Origin of the sequence: Paenibacillus sp. FSL H7-0737 (genome assembly GCF_000758545.1) — a bacterium.
Taxonomy (GTDB): domain Bacteria; phylum Bacillota; class Bacilli; order Paenibacillales; family Paenibacillaceae; genus Paenibacillus_AQ.
The window spans coordinates 2506588-2526632 of the sequence record NZ_CP009279.1; the positions used below are offsets into that span (position 1 = coordinate 2506588).

Annotated in this window: 17 protein-coding genes and 1 pseudogene; 11 read left to right on the forward strand and 7 right to left on the reverse strand. The window is 41.5% G+C overall.

What is annotated here, in order from left to right; translation table 11 throughout:
* Positions 1-83: 83 nt before the first annotated feature.
* The 3 genes from H70737_RS10575 to H70737_RS10585 form a co-directional block, all read right to left on the reverse strand.
* Positions 84-653, reverse strand: coding sequence for a YdeI/OmpD-associated family protein (locus H70737_RS10575; RefSeq protein ID WP_042187021.1), 570 nt, complete (start codon positions 651-653; stop codon positions 84-86).
* A 3-nt stretch (positions 654-656) separates the two neighbouring features.
* Entirely contained in the window at positions 657-1172 is a 516-nt protein-coding gene (locus H70737_RS10580) for a DinB family protein (RefSeq protein ID WP_042187023.1), read from the reverse strand.
* A 79-nt stretch (positions 1173-1251) separates the two neighbouring features.
* A complete protein-coding gene (locus H70737_RS10585) occupies positions 1252-2163 on the reverse strand; it encodes a helix-turn-helix transcriptional regulator (protein ID WP_042187025.1) in 912 nt (303 codons plus the stop codon).
* Positions 2164-2334: 171 nt separating this feature from the next.
* Here H70737_RS10585 and H70737_RS10590 point away from each other — a divergent pair, with 171 nt between their 5' ends.
* The 4 genes from H70737_RS10590 to H70737_RS10605 are packed head-to-tail and all read left to right on the forward strand — an operon-like array spanning position 2335 to position 5249.
* Positions 2335-2961: a TetR/AcrR family transcriptional regulator gene (locus tag H70737_RS10590; RefSeq protein ID WP_042187027.1), complete on the forward strand. Its 627-nt coding sequence runs from the start codon at positions 2335-2337 to the stop codon at positions 2959-2961.
* A gap of 1 nt (position 2962) precedes the next feature.
* Positions 2963-3817: an ABC transporter ATP-binding protein gene (locus H70737_RS10595; protein ID WP_042187029.1), complete on the forward strand. Its 855-nt coding sequence runs from the start codon at positions 2963-2965 to the stop codon at positions 3815-3817.
* Positions 3814-4527, forward strand: coding sequence for a fluoroquinolone export ABC transporter permease subunit (locus tag H70737_RS10600; protein ID WP_042187031.1), 714 nt, complete (start codon positions 3814-3816; stop codon positions 4525-4527). Before H70737_RS10595 ends, H70737_RS10600 begins: the two co-directional genes overlap by 4 nt.
* The gene (locus tag H70737_RS10605) at positions 4524-5249 is read left to right on the forward strand and encodes a hypothetical protein (RefSeq protein ID WP_042187033.1); all 726 of its coding nucleotides are present in this window, start codon (positions 4524-4526) and stop codon (positions 5247-5249) included. The genes H70737_RS10600 and H70737_RS10605 overlap by 4 nt, the downstream gene beginning before the upstream one ends.
* On the opposite strand, the gene H70737_RS10610 is transcribed toward H70737_RS10605, so the two are convergent.
* From H70737_RS10610 to H70737_RS10620, 3 genes are all read right to left on the reverse strand, one after another.
* The gene (locus H70737_RS10610) at positions 5250-6905 is read right to left on the reverse strand and encodes a helix-turn-helix domain-containing protein (protein WP_231573426.1); all 1656 of its coding nucleotides are present in this window, start codon (positions 6903-6905) and stop codon (positions 5250-5252) included.
* Between the two features lie 140 nt (positions 6906-7045).
* A complete protein-coding gene (locus H70737_RS10615) occupies positions 7046-8071 on the reverse strand; it encodes an ABC transporter substrate-binding protein (protein ID WP_081951088.1) in 1026 nt (341 codons plus the stop codon).
* Positions 8072-8359: 288 nt separating this feature from the next.
* Positions 8360-11473, reverse strand: a complete 3114-nt coding sequence (locus H70737_RS10620) for a beta-galactosidase, LacZ type (protein ID WP_042187037.1) — start codon at positions 11471-11473, stop codon at positions 8360-8362.
* A gap of 116 nt (positions 11474-11589) precedes the next feature.
* Here H70737_RS10620 and H70737_RS10625 point away from each other — a divergent pair, with 116 nt between their 5' ends.
* The 3 genes from H70737_RS10625 (at position 11590) to H70737_RS10635 (ending at position 16101) form a co-directional block, all read left to right on the forward strand.
* The gene (locus H70737_RS10625) at positions 11590-12411 is read left to right on the forward strand and encodes an AraC family transcriptional regulator (protein WP_042193672.1); all 822 of its coding nucleotides are present in this window, start codon (positions 11590-11592) and stop codon (positions 12409-12411) included.
* 205 nt (positions 12412-12616) lie between these two features.
* A complete protein-coding gene (locus tag H70737_RS10630) occupies positions 12617-13522 on the forward strand; it encodes a hypothetical protein (protein ID WP_042187039.1) in 906 nt (301 codons plus the stop codon).
* Between the two features lie 197 nt (positions 13523-13719).
* Positions 13720-16101 carry an alpha-L-arabinofuranosidase C-terminal domain-containing protein gene (locus H70737_RS10635; RefSeq protein WP_042187041.1) on the forward strand — a complete coding sequence of 794 codons (2382 nt, stop codon included), beginning with the start codon at positions 13720-13722 and terminating at the stop codon, positions 16099-16101.
* Positions 16102-16207: 106 nt separating this feature from the next.
* Here the strand turns inward: H70737_RS10635 and H70737_RS31640 are convergent.
* Positions 16208-16302, reverse strand: a pseudogene (locus H70737_RS31640) (alpha-L-arabinofuranosidase C-terminal domain-containing protein); the annotation flags it as partial.
* Between the two features lie 210 nt (positions 16303-16512).
* Between H70737_RS31640 and H70737_RS10640 the strand changes: the two are divergent.
* The 4 genes from H70737_RS10640 to H70737_RS10660 all read left to right on the forward strand — a co-directional run bounded on the left by H70737_RS10640 (position 16513) and on the right by H70737_RS10660 (position 20013).
* Positions 16513-16800, forward strand: a complete 288-nt coding sequence (locus tag H70737_RS10640) for an ArsR/SmtB family transcription factor (protein WP_042187043.1) — start codon at positions 16513-16515, stop codon at positions 16798-16800.
* 128 nt (positions 16801-16928) lie between these two features.
* Complete coding sequence (locus H70737_RS10645) at positions 16929-17939, forward strand: LacI family DNA-binding transcriptional regulator (protein WP_042187045.1); 1011 nt, start codon at positions 16929-16931, stop codon at positions 17937-17939.
* Positions 17940-18169: 230 nt separating this feature from the next.
* Entirely contained in the window at positions 18170-19111 is a 942-nt protein-coding gene (locus H70737_RS10655; RefSeq protein WP_042193674.1) for an ABC transporter permease, read from the forward strand.
* Between the two features lie 14 nt (positions 19112-19125).
* The gene (locus H70737_RS10660) at positions 19126-20013 is read left to right on the forward strand and encodes a carbohydrate ABC transporter permease (protein WP_042187049.1); all 888 of its coding nucleotides are present in this window, start codon (positions 19126-19128) and stop codon (positions 20011-20013) included.
* The last annotated feature ends 32 nt before the right edge of the window (positions 20014-20045 follow it).

Genomic DNA, 20045 nt, shown 5'->3' on the forward strand with positions numbered 1-20045 from the left:
CCCAAGGTCATGAGAATGACTGGGTTTCTCATCTTTATTAATCAATCTGCAAGAGTTACAAAGCATTCTTATGATCTAGCAGTTTAATAATTTAGAAGCCGTCCATGATCATGCCATTGACCGTACATTTTATTTTCTTTAGTGTTTTTTATAAATTTATCTAATTTACGCTTAAATAATTCTGGTTGATGTGTATTGCTTTGTATCGTGTCGATCCTGACTCTTTTATAAAGAGCGGGAAAGGTTAAGAAGTTCTCAAATACCTGCTGCTCCTCTTTTAACCTTTGTTCTATAACCCTATCGACTTTAAAAGAAGCGAGATTCATATCGGGAAGTAACTTTCTTCCTTCGTCACTCATTAACCCCAGTTTTTCGAGGCGGCGGACACGTTCTTTATTTAATTCTGTCCAAGAGCTTCGTTTGCTTCTGGGAGACAGTCGCTGCGCCAGCTCCGTTTCAGAAACTTTCTTTTTCACTCCATCGATCCATCCAAAGCACAAACATTCCTCAACCACATCCAAATATAGCAATGTTTCTGGGGTTGGCGTCATACTTACGAGTACCCAACAAGATTTTTCAGTCTTACAATTTTCCTGAAGCCAAGCTCTTAAATGTTCTCTCGATTTCACTTTAATTAGATTTTCAATCTGCATAAATTAAATAGCTTCCGCAGGCATCTGATACCAAAAAAGGGAATAGTCGTTCATGGTAGAAGCGTGTCCTAACTGACGTAACATAGTAGATATATTACCTCTATGATAAGTCCCGTGATTGGCGGTATGCAGCACAATTTCTGATAGACGTGTTTGCCGGATTCCAGCGAATGGGTTATCAAGTAGAATAGTCTGCTCCAAATCGGTTTGGTTTTGTATCCATTCTTTGTATTGTTCAGATAGCTGGGCAAAAAGATTAGCGTATTCATCAACCGAATCTAGAATGCTCATATTTAGCGGGATACTTTTTTGAAAAGCCTCAGGCATACCAGTGCCTGTTAAAACCAGATACCACATCGTATCCACCGCATAGATATGGCTAAGGGCATGAGCGATGGTGGGAAAAGAGCTATTCACTTCTTGATTTAGCACAGAGGGAGAGAGTTCCTTGATTCTTCCCAAGATCGTTTGGTTCGCCCAAATGTGGTAATTAAACATTTCTACTGGATGATTGGTCATTGTATGATCTCCTTTTGAGTTGTGATAGATTATTTTGTAGCTGTTGTTAATATAAAAGAAGAAGTATGACAGCAGACTGTCATACTTCTTCATAAAGATTTAGGGTATTTTGCAACTGCTTTTTTAAGATACCTCGCAGTGCAAGAGGCTCGAGGACTTCAGCGCCGCTGCCGAAACTTAGCAGAATTGACCATAGCCAGCGGGCTTCCAATGGTTTATACACAGGAATTCGCATCGTCATGCTCTCATCGGTATGAAATTCCTTATCTACCTGGTGAAATTGATCCAGCGCTTCTGCCAAAGCCTCAGGTCCCACCCGGATCACGACTTCCTCAACCTGATCGACCCTGTTTGAACAAACGGCCTCTATGGGTACCTCATGTTGGGAATGAAAGGTATTCTGTGTCAGAAGCAAATTCATCATCCGGGATAGCCGGAACTCTCGATAATCCTGTCGTTCCTGGCAATAACCATAGATGTACCAGTTGCTATATTTAAAATGAAGCTTTACTGGTTCCATATTACGGGCTGTGCGTTCGTTTTTTACATTGATGTAATCAAAACGGACGATATTTCGTTCCGTAATAGCCGTACGTAAAAGAGAAAGTGCATCGGGATCCATACGACGTGTTTCAAAATCCACCGCTAGACTAGAAGTCTGTTGTTCTGTTCCAATCGTTTGCAGCCGTTCAATGGTTCCTTGCGCTTGTTCGTCTTCAAACACGGAAGAGAGACTGTTCAGCACGGTAATCAAAGAAGTGACATCATAAGAACGGAGCAGGCTTTTATCCATTTTATATCCGTCCATGATGCCATATCCGCCTTTAGTTCCCTGATACGATACGACCGGGATGCCTGCGGCACAAATGACATCGATATCCCTATAGATAGTTCTCTGGGAAACCTGAAACTCTTCAGCCAGCTTGGAGGCAGATAAAACTTCGTGGTTCAACAGCTTGTAGATCATAGAAATCAAACGTTCCAATTTCATTTGTGTATTCCCACCCATTAGTCCATTTCGTGTTACTGCATGATTATAGCATAGATTTTTCAAGCTAATTTGGCGCTTACAGAGAAATAGATTGACAAAATATGGTTGGCGGGTTAACTTGTGAATATAAAATAAAATTATTCATAAAACCATAAAAGCGAGTTGAGATGTATGCCTAAGAAATTCACAGAACAAGAAAGAGAATGGATTAAACATAAATTGTTGACAGAAGGTCGCCGCTGTTTTGAAGTACATGGCATTAAAAAAACTAGTGTTGAAGAATTAACAAAAGCTGCCGGGATTGCGCAAGGTTCGTTTTACATGTTCTTTGGATCGAAAGAGGAATTGTTCTATCACATATTGCTTGAAGAGGAACAACGAATTCGTAGTACAATGTTCGATTCATTTAGCGTAGGCGTGCCTGTAAATAAGGAAGAAATCAGATTATTTTTACTGAAATCTTTCCGCATTATGGAAGAGAGTCCGATCGTCCGCCAGATGTTCGTAAGAAGCGAAATGGAGCAGCTATTAAGAAAGTTACCTAATGAGTTGTTGGAACAAAATTTTACAGAGGATAAAGACTTTTTTATTCCTTTCATTCAATCATGGCAAGCCGAAGGTATCATGGTTGGGATTGACCCGGAATTAATCGTAAGCATGATTCGCTCTGTAGTCCTTCTGTCTTTGCATAAGGAAGAGATCGGTGATGAACGCTATCAGGCAACTATAGAGCTTTTGATAGGGGTTCTGGCTGAGGGGATGACTTCTTTGAAAGATAATATGACTGGGGGAGTATGAAATGATCGAAGTGAAGGAGCTTCATTTTACCTACCCAAAAATAAAAGAGCCAACCCTTAGTGGACTTAACTTTTCCATACCTCAAGGAGAAGTGTTTGGTTTTCTCGGTCCTTCGGGAGCGGGTAAAAGCACAACACAAAAAATACTAATTGGAGTCTTAAAAAATTATCTCGGCAGCGTTAACGTAATGGGCAAGGAAATAAGAAATACCGGACCGGAGTATTTTGAGCGAATAGGGGTAGCTTTTGAGTTTCCAAATTTCTATTCGAAGTTTACTGCGCTGGAAAATTTGCAGCTATTTCGCTCTCTGTATTCAGGGAGAACAGCGGAACCGAGGTTTCTCCTGGAGCAAGTAAATCTCACTGAAGCTGCAAATTTGAAGGTCTCCCAGTTATCGAAGGGGATGAAGATGCGGCTGAATTTCTGTAGAGCACTCTTAAATAACCCGCAAATTCTATTTCTGGATGAACCCACTTCCGGGCTCGACCCCGTTAATGCGAAACGAATGAAGGATTTAATCCTGGAAAAAAAGGCAAATGGGACAACTGTAATTATTACAACACATAATATGCAAGCCGCTGAGGAGCTCTGCGACAGGGTCGCTTTTATTGTAGACGGTCAGATTAAGTTGATTGATTCTCCTCGGGAGCTTAAGCTTCTAAATGGAAAAAAACGAGTGCGGCTGGAATACCGCCATCATAATGAAGTTAGAAATGAGGAATTCTCACTTGATGATATAGGGGAGAATGAATATTTCTTAAAGCTTGTTCGTGAACATCCAATAGAAACCATTCATTCGCAGGAGGCGTCTTTGGAGCAAATATTTATTGACGTAACTGGGAGGCAGTTAACATGAGATTCAGATCTGCGTTTGCCTTTGACATCCGGTTTCAATGGAGGCATGGGTTTTATTGGATCTACGTCATTATCTGTGCGTTTTATTTGGTATTGCTGCATCTTATTCCTGATCATTATCGAGAACAAACGATGTTGTTATTGACCTTTAGTGATCCGAGTGCTTTAGGGCTTATTCTCGCAGGGGGGATTGTGCTGCTGGAAAGAGACCAGGGCATCCATGATCCTTTATTTGTTACTCCGATTCGTGTTAGAGAATATTTGCTTTCAAAAGCAGGCTCATTGTCTGTACTATCCCTGTTAGCCGCTTGGGTTATTCATGTAGTAGCAAGCGGGATTCCGCAATCCCCGTTTGGCTTTTCTACTGGAATCATTCTAACGTCAAGCTTTATGACGTTATTGTCGATTGGAGTTGTGGCTCGTTGTCAGACAATTAATGGTTTCATTCTACTATCACAAGTATTCGCATTGCCTTTTATACTTCCATTGCTTGGTTATTTTAAGGTGTGGAACTCCAAACTTTTTTTATGGCTTCCTACGGAAGGAACACTTCGCTTGTTGAGTTCGGGAACCTCGGCTATGTCATTTGGCAATTACATCTACTCCATATCGATATTACTGCTATGGAATGTTGTGATATACGTATGGGCAAAAATGTCCTTCGAAAATCATGTAATGATGCGCATAGGTAAGGGAGGAGCAAGAAAATGAAGAAGTATCGTATGCTTTTTATAAGCGATATCCGGCATACTGGTTTGGACCCAGTGCTTATGGTCGGCATCTTTGCTCCTTTAGCACTTCTAGTCGTCTCAAGATTTGGATTTCCAATGATAGCCGATTGGCTTACGAACGGTTATACTTTCGATTTATATAAATATAGGAGCTTTGCTGCGATTTTCTTAGTCATGACCTTTCCCATGCTAACCGGTATGATGACAGGTCTTTTAATGCTTGATGAAAGAGATGAGAATGTCATCTCTTATTACGCGGTTACACCATTAATGCGCAGAGGGTACATGGTGTATCGTCTAGTTCTTCCATCTCTTCTCTGTACATTTCTTTCATCGCTATTTTTTATAGTCTCCGGCTTATCTAGCTTCCAATTAGAGCATATATACATCCTTATACTATTAGCATTTGAAGCCCCTTGTTTTGCATTATTCCTAGCTTCTTTCGCTGCAAATAAGGTAGAAGGATTAGCTTTATCAAAGATCGGTGGTCTGTTTATAGCAGGACCAATCGTAGCTTATTTTGTTCCATCACCATGGCAATTTATCGGGGCGTGGATTCCTACCTATTGGCCTGCCAAGTTATTTTTTGTTATAGAAGCTTCTAGTGGTTTTATTGTGCTTGCATACTTTATGGTGGGACTTCTATTTCATTTGAGTCTTCTGAGCATCATGGTCAGGATTTTTATTAAAAGAGCTGATTGATTAGCCTCCTCCAAGCAGCTTAGGCAACAGCGTTAGAAGCTTTTCACGTGTTAAAGCATCTCCATAGTTCCATTTGCTTCCGTCAAGCAGATAAGCTTGCCCCTTACGTACAGCGGGTATATTCTTCCATAGTGAGCTGTCTAGTAGTTTCTCCATAGCAACTCGCGAGTCTTGACGTTCCGGAATAAGCATAAAGATATGATCTCCGGCGTAGAAAGGCAGCCTTGCTGGATCGACCTCTGCAAATCCTAACTCTCCATCGAGAATCGCTTTGATCTCATCTGTGGGCTGTAAACCGTTAGGGGCATAGATAGCAGTAGACAAACCGGACATTCCCATAGCATATAGATGATTTCCATGGTCATAAATCAATGCAGAAGCTGTTTCTCCAGGTCGAAGAGTATTCATATAAAGCTGCTGCCACATGGCAGCATTTTTTGCTGCGAATGAATCCAGCCATGCTTCTGCTTCGTGCTGCTTACCCAACCAGCTTCCAAGTGTCCGCATACGGTGTTCAAGTGGAGCAAATGAATCAAAGGTAAGTGTCGGGGCGATGTCGACGACTGCTCGATAGGCCTTATCATCTGAATTAGCTATAATAATTAGGTCAGGATGTAATGAAGCGGTAAGCTTCGGATCCAGAGGAAAGCCAACGTTAGAGAGCTTCTTAAGTCGATGTTTATAGACTCTGTTCCATGCAAAGACCTCATCTCCTCCGATAGGCTTTATACCTAATGCGAGCAGATCGCCAAGCGTCTCACCATGGTAGACAATGCGCTTTGGACGCTCCGGAATATCCACCACATGGCCAGTCCAGTCTTCCACAGTAAGCTTCCGACCTTGCTGATGCGCATATTGTCCGGGTGTAATTCCAGTCTTTTGACGAAACCGGCGACTAAAATAATATTCATCGGAGAAGCCAACCAGACGAGCAATCTCACGCAGCGGTTCAGAGGATTCCAGAAGGAAACGCTTCGAATGGTTAATGCGCAGTTCGGTCAGGTAATCGAGCGGTCTTTTTCCGGTAAGCTTTTGAAAGATCGGAGTATATTGCCACAATGTTATCCCTGCGAGCTCAGCCAGTTGCTTCACGGTGATACTCTCCGTATAGTGATCTTGCATATATTGGATGGTCTTTTCCACGGAATCCGCGGGACTTGGCACCTGCTCGGAAGGATAATTATGCTCAAAGAGTAAGAGCAGCAATTCTTGGAATTTTAATTGCTGCTTAAAAAAATGCACATCATCGGCATTTTTTTTGCTCATAAGCAGATCTTCCGCAAGGCGGATTACCCTAGTGAACGGGTGGACAATTAGTTCCTGCCTACCCGGAAGGAGTTCCTCTGAATAATATTCGGGAAACTCGGCATTATTAATTGCTGTAAAAGTGATGAGATAATAATAAAGAGTCGTCTCTTGATTGTCCGTGCTATAGGAAGTTCCAGGAGATAGGAGATAACATGTATCTGTAGTCAGTGTTATGGTTTGATCGCTAAGGATCAGCTGTCCACTACCGCCAGTGAATATTAGAAGTCTATAAAAGTGAGCTGAAAGAGCCTTAGCGCAAGAGCCTGCCGGTTGAATATGTAGTTCCGCATCAGTCAGCTGAAACAGCAACGAGCGGAGCGGTGCAGCGACGGGTAATGTTTGCAGCAAGAGGAAGCCTCCGTTCATTTGGTGAGAATCATTATCAATTAATTCATTGTATATAAAATAAAGAAGCATATCAACAGCTGTTGACATGCTTCTTGCAGTTTTCTATCAGCTAAGTGCCAAACGCTTCATGAAGGTGAAAATTATTTCATATTCAAAAGCTGTGGGAGTTCACCGAGCAGCCAATCTCTTGTTGTCGCATCACTTGAAGTCTTCATAATATCTTGTGTATAGACATATCCGTTCTTGACGGCAGGGAGACCTTTCCAGATCGGACTCTTTAATAGAGTAGCTGTGGATTGCTTGGCTTCATCGGCCACAGGAGTTAGAATGAAAATCCGATCTCCGGCATATTCTTTAAGCACTTCCATGGATACTTCCTGAAATCCCATACCTTCATCAAGTACCTTCTGAATTGCTGGGGTTGGCTTGAAACCATTCTCTCCATAAAGGACTTGCGAAAGTCCGGTCGTCGCCATAACAAATAGTCTGTCACCAGGATAATAAGTAAAGACCGAAGCTGTTTCTCCTTCTTTTATGCCCGCTGCCTTTAATTGTTCCCACATGGCATCTTCACTCGTTTTATACTTTGCCAGCCATGCCTCTGCTTCGGTCGTTTTCCCAAGAATTCCACCGATATCAAGCATCCGTTCATTTAGCGGGGCAAAGGTGTCAAATATTATCGTGGGTGCGATTTTGGACAGCTGCTCGAAATCAGCTTCATCAGTTCCTGCATAGATAATCAAATCAGGCTGAAGTTCCAGCGTCTTTTCCAGATTGATAGGGAACCCTACATCTTCGACACCTTGTAGCTGATCTTCGAAAACCTGACCCTCACCCATGGAAAGTGGATATCCTACCGCTTGCACACCAAGTGCGAGTAGATCTCCATAGGTTTCTCCTGAATAAATCACGCGCTTCGGGTTAACAGGTATTTCTACGGTATGGCCTATGTAATCCGTGTAGGAGCGAGTAGTTGCCGCAGTTTCATTAGTGCCCTTGTCGGATGTTTCTGGAGAAGGTACAGTGGTAGCAGAAGTATTATTTCCGGCTGCGTTCGACGCATTGTTCTTGGCTGGTTGTTCTCCTGAGTTTCCGCAGGCGAGTAGTATTGTGGTCATCAGAAAGAGTACACATAATACGGCGAACGGTTGTCTTACCTTATTCATATAATATTGCCTCCCTAAAATATGTAGCGATCACCAATAATGATAATCATTCTCGACGAAAACTATCATAAATTAAAGTCTCCTTTTACTCAATGGACAAAACACATTAAGGCTATTTGATTTGTACAAGCCTATTGTTATTGGAGTTGATAGCCAGAAAAAAAGATTGATAAGGCTAAGAAGTCATTGAGGAGCACGCAAAACTCTGTCGGTGAGATTGAAATAAATAGAAGAAGGCCGTCTTGTTTGGTAGAAACCAACCAGAGACGGCCTTTTTAATAGATGAAATTAGAGAAGAGAAAGGGTGAAACGGAATGCATATGGGCGATTAGCCGGCAGAGTGAACTCTTCGTGGGTTGGTGCACCCCAGCTATCGTCACCCCCAACTCCCATTTGCTTGTAGTTGACTCTCAGTACGCTTTTGTTCGAGACTGGTAATTTATATACGTGATCATGTGCTTCCAATTCCTCGGGTTTCCAAGGCAGAGCATTAATCTCCATAGGGATTGCACTATCAAAATAAAGTCCTGATCCGTCGTTGCCATCTGTAATCGAAGCAAATCTGACATCCGTCTTATTGCCGCACTCCTGCGGTCTAAGATAAGGGCTGAACTGGTCACTGACTTTGCCCGTATAGCGGCCAAGAGGTGCTCCAGTCTGTCTGTCCCAATAATTCTCATGGGGTCCACGGCCGTACCATGAAAGGGTATCGAGTCTTCCAGCAAGCACGAACATCATTCCGAACTCAGGAATTTCTGGCAGAGCGCTACTACCCGGATTCAGTTCTTGCAGGATCTCTAAAGATCCGTCAGGGCGAATCTCATACTGAATCAGAAGGGTGGAGTACGGATTCGTTGGCAGAAGGTAAGTGGTGGAAACGAAACAGAGATTTCCTTCAGTTCTATATTTCATGCTCAACAGATTCCGCTCATTAGAAGCCTGCTTCCACACTGCACAGCGCTTTGGCAATCCATTGCCAAGATCATTATCCGTGACCGCTCTCCAGAAGTTAGGTCTTACGGGTTCAAGCAGATGTTCTTTACCGGCAGCATAGTATGAGTTTAGCTCACCAGTTGTTGTATTAAAGTTTAGAGTGAAATTCCCACCCTGTACGGTCAATGCACCTTCATGTTCCTGCACATGTAACTTTCCATTCGTTGTCTTTGGAGCCTTTGTCACGATACGCGGGGATAAAATAAACTGTTCCCAAGCGATTTCGTGATCAGCATCAGCCCAAGAAGTTTCTGAACGCTGAATAAAGGAGAGATTCAGAATAGCTTCATGATCACCTCTATGTGAAATCAGTTCATAAGGGATAGTGCATTCAACGATTTCTCCTGGTGCAGCAGAGATTTGCAGCAAACCTTCTTGCGCAGTTACTCCGTCTAAAGAAACTTCCCATTTAAATTCGTATTGTTCAATATCGGTAAATAAAAAATTATTACGAATCTGAAAGAGACCTTCACGGATATTTAAAGCAGTTACTTTAATATTTTGATAGCATTTTTTGACCTCAAATAGCTTTGGAGTAACCGAGCGATCGGCAAAAAGTAATCCGTTTCCGCTAAAATTTCCATCATGTGGCGACTCACCAAAATCACCACCATATGCTAAATATGGGACACCTTCGGATGTTTTTGTTCGAATAGCCTGATCCACCCAATCCCAAATAAATGCACCTTGAAATACATCGAACTTGTCAAACATATCGGTGTATAGGTGTAATCCACCGCAAGAATTCCCCATAGCATGGCTGTATTCGCAGATGATGTAAGGCTTCTGAGGATGACTTAGCGCATATTTTTCAACATCGTGCGGTTTAGCATACATAGTCGACTCTATATCACTAGCTGCTTCTGACTCTCTGCAATGGAAGATTCCTTCATAATGAACAGGTCGTGTCGGGTCAGCTTCTCTGAGATAGTCATGCATGGCGATAAAATTATCACCACCGTAGGACTCATTCCCCAGTGACCAGATGATAACCGAAGGATGGTTCTTGTCTCTTTGCATCATGGAGTTGCAACGGTCAATCACATTGGCCCGCCATTCCGGTTTGCTAGCAGGTACATTTCCCTCATGTATACCTTGTTGCCCATACTGCCAAGTACCGTGCGTTTCCAGATTGGTTTCATCGATTACGTAAAGTCCGTATTCATCACAAAGCTCATACCAAACAGATTGATTCGGGTAGTGAGAGGTCCGAACCGCATTAATATTATGTGTTTTCATCAGTTTGATATCTCGGATCATGTCGTCTTTGGATAGCGCACGTCCTGTGTCACAAGAGAACTCGTGCCGGTTAACGCCTTTAAGCACAATTCTTTTGCCGTTGATCTTCATAAGTCCGTCTTTGATCTCAAAGGTACGGAATCCGACCTTACAGCTGACCGTTTCAGTAGTGTTTCCTTTATCGTCAATCATGGAGAGAACCAATGTATACAGATACGGTGTCTCAGCACTCCACTTATAAGGGTCTTCTACATGTTCAGAAAGCTTGAAATGCTGAACACCCTCTTGATCAAAGGAAGTAAACGTAGATACTGGAGCCTCCCATACAGGCTGATCCTCTTTATTGTATAGCTGCATTTGGAGTGTATAAGGGTTTAGTTTCTCGTTAAAATAATTCTCTACTTTGATGTCTACGTTTAAATCCGCATGTACGAAAGCTTCATCTAGCTCGGTTTTAACGAAAAAATCAGCAACATGAACAGAAGGGGCCGTGTACAGATAGACCTCCCGAAAAATACCGCTAAGCCTCCAAAAATCTTGATCCTCCAGCCAACTGGCATCACACCAACGATAGACCTCGACAGCTAGTTTATTATCACCAGCAATTAAATAAGGGGTAATATCGAACTCGGAAGGTGTAAAGGTGTCTTCACAGTAACCGACCCGTTCTCCGTTTACCCATACATAGAAAGCGGATTCAACCCCCTGAAAGCTAAGGTATACAGGTTGACCGTTCCAAGATTCAGGTACAGTAAAGGTTCGAATGTACGAGCCTACGGGATTATATTTTGTCGGAGCAAAGGGTGGCTTGAGATCAGGTTCAGATTCCGCCCAAGGATATCGGACATTCGTATATTGCGGGTAATCATACCCATGGAATTGCCAGTGAGAAGGTACAGGAATCGTAGCCCAATTGCTGCAATCGAAATCAGCTTTATAAAAATCCACGACCCGTAGATCAGGTGTTTCGGAAAAAGAGAACTTCCAAATACCATTAAGCGTTTTGTAGTATGGTGAGGTTTCTTTATCTCCCACCAGGGCTTGCGTTAGATTGCTATAAGGGATCATGGAAGCATGTGCATCCAAGCGATTTAGTTCGAAGATTTCTGGATTATTATTCCATTCTGGATAACCATTTGCAGGAGGCTGGTAAACAAATTTTGCTCGCATGAGTAAATCTCCTTTATAATAGTGATGTTATTATATTCATATTATAAATTGGAGTAATGGTAAGAGATATAAAAGATTTTTCATCCAATATAACAAAATATGAAACGAGTGATCAGATGGAGAGTAAAATAATTTTTTGCCAAACGGAAGATACGAATATGCTGCCGCTGTATGCTACAACCATTGGATTTTGGGAGCATCAGGCAGAAACCTTACGTCCTACCGGATTTCCGGATTACCAAATACATCAGATTCACGAAGGCAAAGGCGAACTTGTCATTCAGGAGAAACGATATATTGTGGGTTCAGGGGATGTATTCTTTTTGTTCCCGAATATTACGCATTCGTATGCGCCAATCAGCAGTAAGTGGAAGCTGTCATGGATTTCATTTAATGGTAGAGAGGCCGGTCAAATGCTGCTGTACGCAGGAATCCGCGAATCAGGCCCTGCAAGGTTGAAGGAGGATAAGTGGCTAAATCCTTTAAAAGAAATGCTCAACTTGTCAGATAGTAATGAACTGGAAACGAATCTGGAACGATCCAAACAACTATACGCGCTGCTACTGGATTTAAAAAGCAACCTAGTTTCTCCTCTAAACGAGGCTCTTGAATTGGAGCGAATTAAACCGGTGTTGCGACATATAGAAAGGAATCTTCATAGGACCCTCCCATTAAAGGAACTTGCGGAGGTTATTGCAGTGTCGCCACAGTATTTATGCAGGCTTTTTCAAAAAACAATTCATGATCGACCTGTAACCTATATCAACAAGCAACGTATTAACTTGAGTAAACAGCTAATGTTCAATGAACGAGATAAAAAAATGTATGAAATTGCTCAGTTAGTGGGCTTCGAAAATGCCAGCTACTTTTGTCTAGTGTTTAAGCGGTTGACTGGAATGAGTCCAGAGCAATTTAAACAGCTGCATGGTTTGGACTAGAGTAATAGAATGCCTCTAAGCCCTATGATAAACGCTAACTTGTTAGCGTCTAGCACTCCATGATATAGTTTAATTGAGTTCATATATTGTATTTTTCACGAATTCGCTCATTTTTTTGCAATATGTGTATGTCCAATCTAATTCAATACATAGAACCAAATTTACGATCAGATATCTAGCAAAGCATCAGGAAGGAGTCATCAATTTGAATGAGAAGTTAAAAGAGGCATACGAACGTTTGGACTTGCCTGTAGACATTACCCGGGAGGAACTGAATAAAAAGTTTGATTTGCACTTGAAACGCCGTAAATCAAATTCCTCAGAAACTGAGGCTGCAGCCTATGAAGAAGAATTTCTGGCTTACAAAACGATCTTAGACGGCTTAGATCAGCAGGAAATTCAGGAGGCAGAGGACAAGCGGCTAGAGAAATGGGGAGCATTTTCCGGCATAGCGCGTAAATCGGAGAATTTTTTTAGGCTATACAAAGTCCATACATTTGTATCTATCGTTGTGCTGTTAGTGCTAATCTTTGGAGGTAACGCTCTTTATAATCAATATCAAGCCAAAAAATATGAAGCTTCACTCCCGCCAGTGGATGTAACTATCATGTTCCTAGGAAATTATGAATCTCAAGATCCATCAGGTAAGGATGAAGAGCTTAAACAAGAGATCGTCAATCGTTATCCAGCTTGGAAGCGGGTAAAGACGGAAGTCGTATACCTTCCCTCAACAGGTGGAGAAGGTGGAGGCGCGTTAGACATGACTTATATCCAGCGCGCGATGGCGATGCTGGCGGCGGATCGTCCGAATATTCTTATTTTGGATGATGCTACTTTTGATTGGATCGGACAACAGCAGGGACTTAAGAATCTAGAGCCGTTTGTTAAATCAGCGGGACTTCCTCTAGATGATATTCGTTTGAAACGTATAAAAAATACGGAGAACGGTGAAGAATGGATCACAGGCGTAGATATCACAGATACGAAATTTGCTACAGACCTTCCAATTCATTCACGGAAGATGATCATTGGGGTGTTTGGAGAAGATGAAGATAAGAACAAATCAACTGATTTTGTTGAGTTCTTAGTAGGGCAAATGACTGCTAAATAAATGAGTAGGTATAAATGGACCTGTGTTATAAAGGCCGATGTTGTATGGATTCTCATACGATATCGGCTTTTTTGTTGTACATTCAAAGCATCTGAATTGACGAATGTGAAGTGAACTCACTATAATTATTTATATAGATATGAACTAAGTAATATAAATATAAACTAAACTGAATTTTACAAGGGAGTGATGAAAGAATGAAGACAGAAGGAACTCTGACAATACATACACAGAAGCGTGGTGCAGCATTAGGTGATTTATTTGGAATCTTCTTTGAGGATTTAAATCATGCGGCAGATGGTGGACTTTATGCTGAGCTAGTTCAGAATCGATCCTTTGAATTTGATCCGATCGATCGGGCCGATTATCATGCGTTAATGGCTTGGGAGCCTGTAGAACGTGGAGATGGGAAAACTGTAATCACCGTGGAAGATAGCGAGCCCTTGAATGATCGTAATCCACATTATGTAGCCATTGATGTTGTGGCTGAAGGTGACGGCGTTGGGTTAATGAATCTGGGATTCAATAGTGGTATTCCGGTAAAAGAGGGCGAGAATTATAAGTTCTCGGTATATGCTCGTCGGGAGACAAGCTTTGACGTACCCCTTATCATATCCATTGAAAGTACAAATGGTATCATTCATGGTGAAGCGGAAATCGCTGTGAATCACTCCGAATGGACTCGATACGAAGCAGTTATTAAGTCTAAGGCTACAGATACTAGTTCACGTCTTGTAATCGTTACCAAAGGCAGCGGGAGGGTATATCTGGACATGGTTTCTCTGTTTCCGGAGAAGACCTTTATGAACAGACCTGGGGGCATGCGTGAAGATATTTCACTGTTACTCGCCGACTTAAAGCCTAAATTCATGCGGTTTCCGGGAGGTTGTCTGGTACATGACGGTTCCTTAAATCCAGATGACAGAGATTCTATGTACAGATGGAAGAATACAATAGGGGATGTGGCACAAAGGCCGGCAAGGCGGAATAACTGGTCTTACAATCAGACGCTTGGGTTAGGATACTTTGAATATTTTCAGTTCTGTGAGGATATTGGAGCTAAGCCGATTCCCGTTCTTCCGGGCGGCTACGATCCGCATCATAAACGTATGGTGCCGCTGGGTGAATTAATGCCCTGGGTTGAGGATGCACTGGATTTGATCGACTTTGCCAATGGGGACATTTCATCGAAGTGGGGAAGGATACGTGCGAACCTTGGTCACCCGGAACCTTTTGGGCTAGAGTATATCGGCATCGGCAATGAAGAGGTAGGTGCACCCTTTTTCGAGAGATATCCATACTTTCATCAAGCCATTAAAGAGAAATATCCGGATATTAAGGTCATTAATTCGAGCGGTCCATTCTCCGCTGGTAAGGAATATGAGCGGGGCTGGACATCTGCAAAAGAGAATAAGTCTGATCTTGTAGACGAGCATTATTACTGTACACCTGAATGGTTCCTGGCGAATCATCATCGTTATGATGACTTTAAGGCGGATGAACCGAAAGTATTCTTAGGTGAATATGCTTCATGGGGCAATACCTATTATAACGCATTAGTGGAAGCAGCTTTTATGACGGGACTTCAGAACAACGCTCATGCAGTTGGTTTGGCATGTTATGCTCCTATGCTCTGCAATGTGGATTATATCAACTGGAAGCCGGATCTAATCTGGTTTAATAATTATGAAGTGTACGGAACTGCGAACTACTATGTTCAAAAGCTATTCATGAACCATCAGGGAGATCAGCTACTGGAGATAAAAGCGAACGGCTTCACAGTACCTGAGGAACGCAAAGTTGAAGCGATCACAGGAGCGATTAGCTTGGGTGTGGATGCATCCGCTGCTCGATATTCAGAAATCACACTGGTCAACAATGTTACGGGAGAAGTGAAGACGTATTCTGAGTTGTCAGAAGAAGTATCAAACCTGCTTGATCCTGCTCAGAACGGAACGGCCAAACGAACACTAGAGCTTGGAGAGACGGAGTGGGAGAGCTATACCTTGAATTTTAAGGCTACTAGAACCGCAGGGAATAAAGGGTTTGTGTTCTATTTTGGTAAAGCAGATGATCAGAGTCATTTGTATTGGGAACTAGGTGGCTGGCAGAATCAGGATTCCATTGTGGCATCAATTATTAACGGGAGAAACTCTGTGCTTACACATTCTATGTTTAGAGTTGAAACAGACGTAGAATACAATCTGATGCTAGAAGTATCAGGCAGACATATTCGTACTTATATTAACGGAGAGCTGATCAATGAGACGGAGGACAAACTTCCGGTCATCGAACCGCTTTATTACACAGCAAGTGTGGAGGATTCCACAGGGGATATCATTCTTAAGACAGTGAATGTACAAGAGAACAGCGTTTCTGCTGAGATTATATTAGAAGAGATGGCAAAAAAGGACTTGTCCATCGACGTATATGAACTATCAGATTACCAGCTTGAGGATGAAAATAACTTCGAGAATAAAGAGTTTGTCTCCCCTAAGCAAACCAATTTTACGACGATGGGCAGCAGTTTTTCTTATGAGTTCCCTAAACAATCCGTAACGATTTTTAGAATAAAATAAAAACTAAAAACGCCCCTCTGAATCCTTAGTGTTAAAAAGGTTCAAAGGGGCGTTTATGTCCGGTTGTATAGCTGTTCACCCATAGACGATCACATTCTAGGATATTCTCGGTCATGATAGGTGCAATATCATTAATAGCTGGCCGACGCAGACCATCTTTACACGGTTCACATGTTTTAGTAATGTAATGAGACAGCAGCCACGACCAGTGTTCTTCTAGTGGGTATACATCTTCGAACTTTAATTTTCTTCTTGCTCTTTTTCTTAGCTTGAATATAATCACAGGTAGTAGCTACACTGCATCCATACTTATCTCGCTTATGTTAAATTAATGATTAATATTATTGTTAACTAAGGAACTGATTTGTGAATACATAAAAATACTAATTCAAAGGCATAGGAGACAATAAAATGCACTTAACTACAGATTCAGAATCGCTTCGAGTCTATGAAGCACTTGCAAGTGAAGTCAGGTTAAGGATTATCGAACTACTAGACCGAAAAGAGATGCATATTAAAGAACTGGCTGCCGAGCTCTATATAAGTAGTGCGATGGTTAGCACCCATGTTGCCAAGCTACAAAAAGCAGGCCTGATTAACTCTAAAATGAGACGTGTGGATGGAGGGACATATAAGTATTGCTCACTGTCTACGAACTGCCTGCAGATTAAATTATCAGGATCTCGGGGAATCTGCTAATCAGATATTGTGAATGATACGAAATAGAGAATTAATAAAAATAAAAAAAACATATTGTAATGAAAACGTTTTTATGATAATTTAAATTTATAAAAACGTTTTTATTTGTAAAGGAAGATTGAATCGTTATGGAAAAGGTAACTATCAAAGACGTTGCTAGAGAGGCTGGAGTGTCCATTTCTACAGTTTCCAACGCACTAAATGACGTTGATGTATTAAATCCGGAGACCAAATCACATGTGCTTAAGGTTGCGAAGCAATTAAATTATGTTCCAAACCTAAATGGCAAGCTCCTAAGGAACGGAAAAACTAAAATGCTAGGTTTTTTCACGACAAGTGTAGCGGGCCCGTACTTCTATAAGCTGGTGGAGTCCATGTCTCGTGAATGTGATCGGTTAGGTTATGGATTAAATGTATTTGTTACAAAGGATAAACAAGTAATTATGAGCAATATTCTAGGTCGACGTGTGGATGGTGTCATTATCTATGAAGAGCTGAGAATAGATGAAGAAGAAATTGCCGCAATGGTAAAAGACAAGATCAAGGCTGTGTTTCTGGATCGACCACTTAAGAATGAAACGATGGGAAGCGTAATCTTTAATTCGTTTGAATCTGCTTACGAAGCAACTAAATATTTAATCAGTCTGGGACACAAGAAAATTGCTTACATATCTGGTGTAGATGAGATGTATGACAGTGTTCAGCGGAAAGAAGGATACTTGGCCGCCTTGCGTCAATATCAGCTTCCGACGAACGAAGAGTATATTATCCAAGGATATTTTGAGGAAGAGAGTACCTATAACGCTATAAAGTCTCTAGTTCATTTAAGTCCTGAAAAAATGCCTGATGCTTTTTTAGCGGGGAATGATTTGAGTGCCATTGGATGTATTCAAGCTTTGAAATCGAATGGATATGAAGTCCCGTTGGATATAAGCGTTATGGGGTTTGACGATATTGATATCGCGCAGTATTTCTCACCGCCATTAACGACGGTAAGAAATCAAATTGCCAGACAAGGTATTCTATCCATAAATCACCTGGTTCGCATGATTCAGAAGAAGGAACAGGGCGAAATGATGAAATTGCCAGGTGAGCTAATTGTACGTGGTTCTACTCAAGTGAAGATTGATCGGTACTAACGCTTTCAAGAAGGGCAACAAGATAGTATCCGATCATTTTTTAAATATAAGAAAGTATATCGTCCTGATAAGGACACTGAAGGCGTTTATGCTTGATAATTTTATTGCTTTTAGGAGGTTTTTTTTAAAAAGAAATAAAAACGTTTTTATTGTTATGGGGATCATGATTTGGAGGGGAGAAGAAAAACGTGGATAAATTAGCCGTAGTGCCAGTGAACGGGAAGAATCCAATGAACAGTAAGAAACCTATGGGACAGAGGGTCAAAGAATTTGTGATTGATTATAAGAGGCAATGGGAGATTCAGTCCATGGTCATCCCGGGAATCATTTTTATGATTATCTTTTGTTTCATTCCTATTTACGGATTAACGATTGCTTTTAAGAGCTACACCGTAATAGACACGCTCGATTCTGCACCATGGGTGGGGCTTGATAATTTCAGAATTATTTTATCAGACAAATATTTTTGGGATGCTGTAGTCAATACCTTGGGGATCAGCTTTCTGAAATTAGCTATAGGTTTTGTTATTCCAATTATTCTATCCGTCATGATTTATGAATTAAGCGGTGGACGCTTTAAGAAAATAGTACAGACAATCTCTTATTTACCACACTTTTTGTCCTGGATCGTTCTGGGCGGGATGTTGATTGCTTGGTTCTCTTCCTCCGGTATGTTTAACGAAATCCTGCTCAATTTGGGGATCATTTCGAAACCGGTAAATATCTTGCTTGATGCGAACAAGTATTGGTGGATTGCAACGTTATCGGATATTTGGAAAGAGGCAGGTTGGGGAACAATTTTATACTTAGCCATCATGTCCAAAATTGATCCTACTTATTATGAAGCTGCCAAAATAGATGGGGCAAGTCGTATGAGACAAATTTGGAATATTACCCTACCTAATATGAAGCCAATTATCAGTTTAAATCTGATTCTGACTGTAAGCGGTTTATTAGGATCGAATCTGGATCAAACATTGGTCTTGATGAATTCTCAGAACCGTGCCAAAGCAGAGGTAATCAATTCTTATGTGTATCGTATGGGTATGACGCAAGGTGACTTCTCTTATGCTACTGCTGTTGGTTTAGGTGTCTCCATTGTTTCTGTGATCCTACTGATTAGTGCCAACAAAGTGTCCAGCAAATTAAATGATAATCAATCAGTTCTGTAGAAGGAGGCATTTTTGTGAATCGTACGGTAGCTAAAGAAGATCTCGACAGTCGAATCTTTAACACTATAAATATTATTTTACTCTGTATCTGTACTGTAATTATCGTTGTTCCTTTATGGAATGTGGTCATATCCTCCTTAAGCTCAGGTAAGGCGCTCGCGGAAGGTGGATTTATATTCTGGTCTACTGATTTCTCCTTAGAGAATTACCGCGCAGTATTTAATGACGAGACGATAGGATTAGCCTTTCTAGTCTCCATTGCCAAAACGTTCATCGGTGTCATTACCCACGTATTCTTTTGCGCGATGATCGGTTATGGCTTGAGTAAAAAATACATACGTGGCCGCAAGCTATACGTTGCCATGGGTGTAATCACCATGTTCTTCTCAGGTGGTATGATTCCAACGTATTTATTGATTAAATCACTCGGTCTATTGAACAGCTTTTGGGTTTATATTATCCCGGCTTTGTTCAGTTATTATGACGTAGTTATTCTAATGAACTTCTTTAGAAACGTACCGGATTCACTTGAAGAGTCAGCCAAAATCGATGGTGCAGGTGACTGGCGTATATTCCTGAAGATTTTTATCCCTCTTTCCATGCCGGCTATGGCTACGATCGCGTTATTTAACGGGGTTGGGCAGTGGAATGACTTTATGACCACCAAATTATACATTACCGATCAAGCACTCTATCCGCTGCAGATGAAGCTCTATGAAATTATCGTTCAGTCGCAAACGCAATCCATGCAAAATGTCGGCGGATCTGCGATTATCGAAACTACTACTAAAGGGGTTCAACTAGCAACAATTGTCATTACAACTTTGCCGATTGTTGTGATGTATCCAATATTACAGAGGTACTTTATTTCAGGAATGATGATGGGGGCGGTGAAAGAATAGAAAGATTGGAGGGGTTTTATAGCAAACACTTA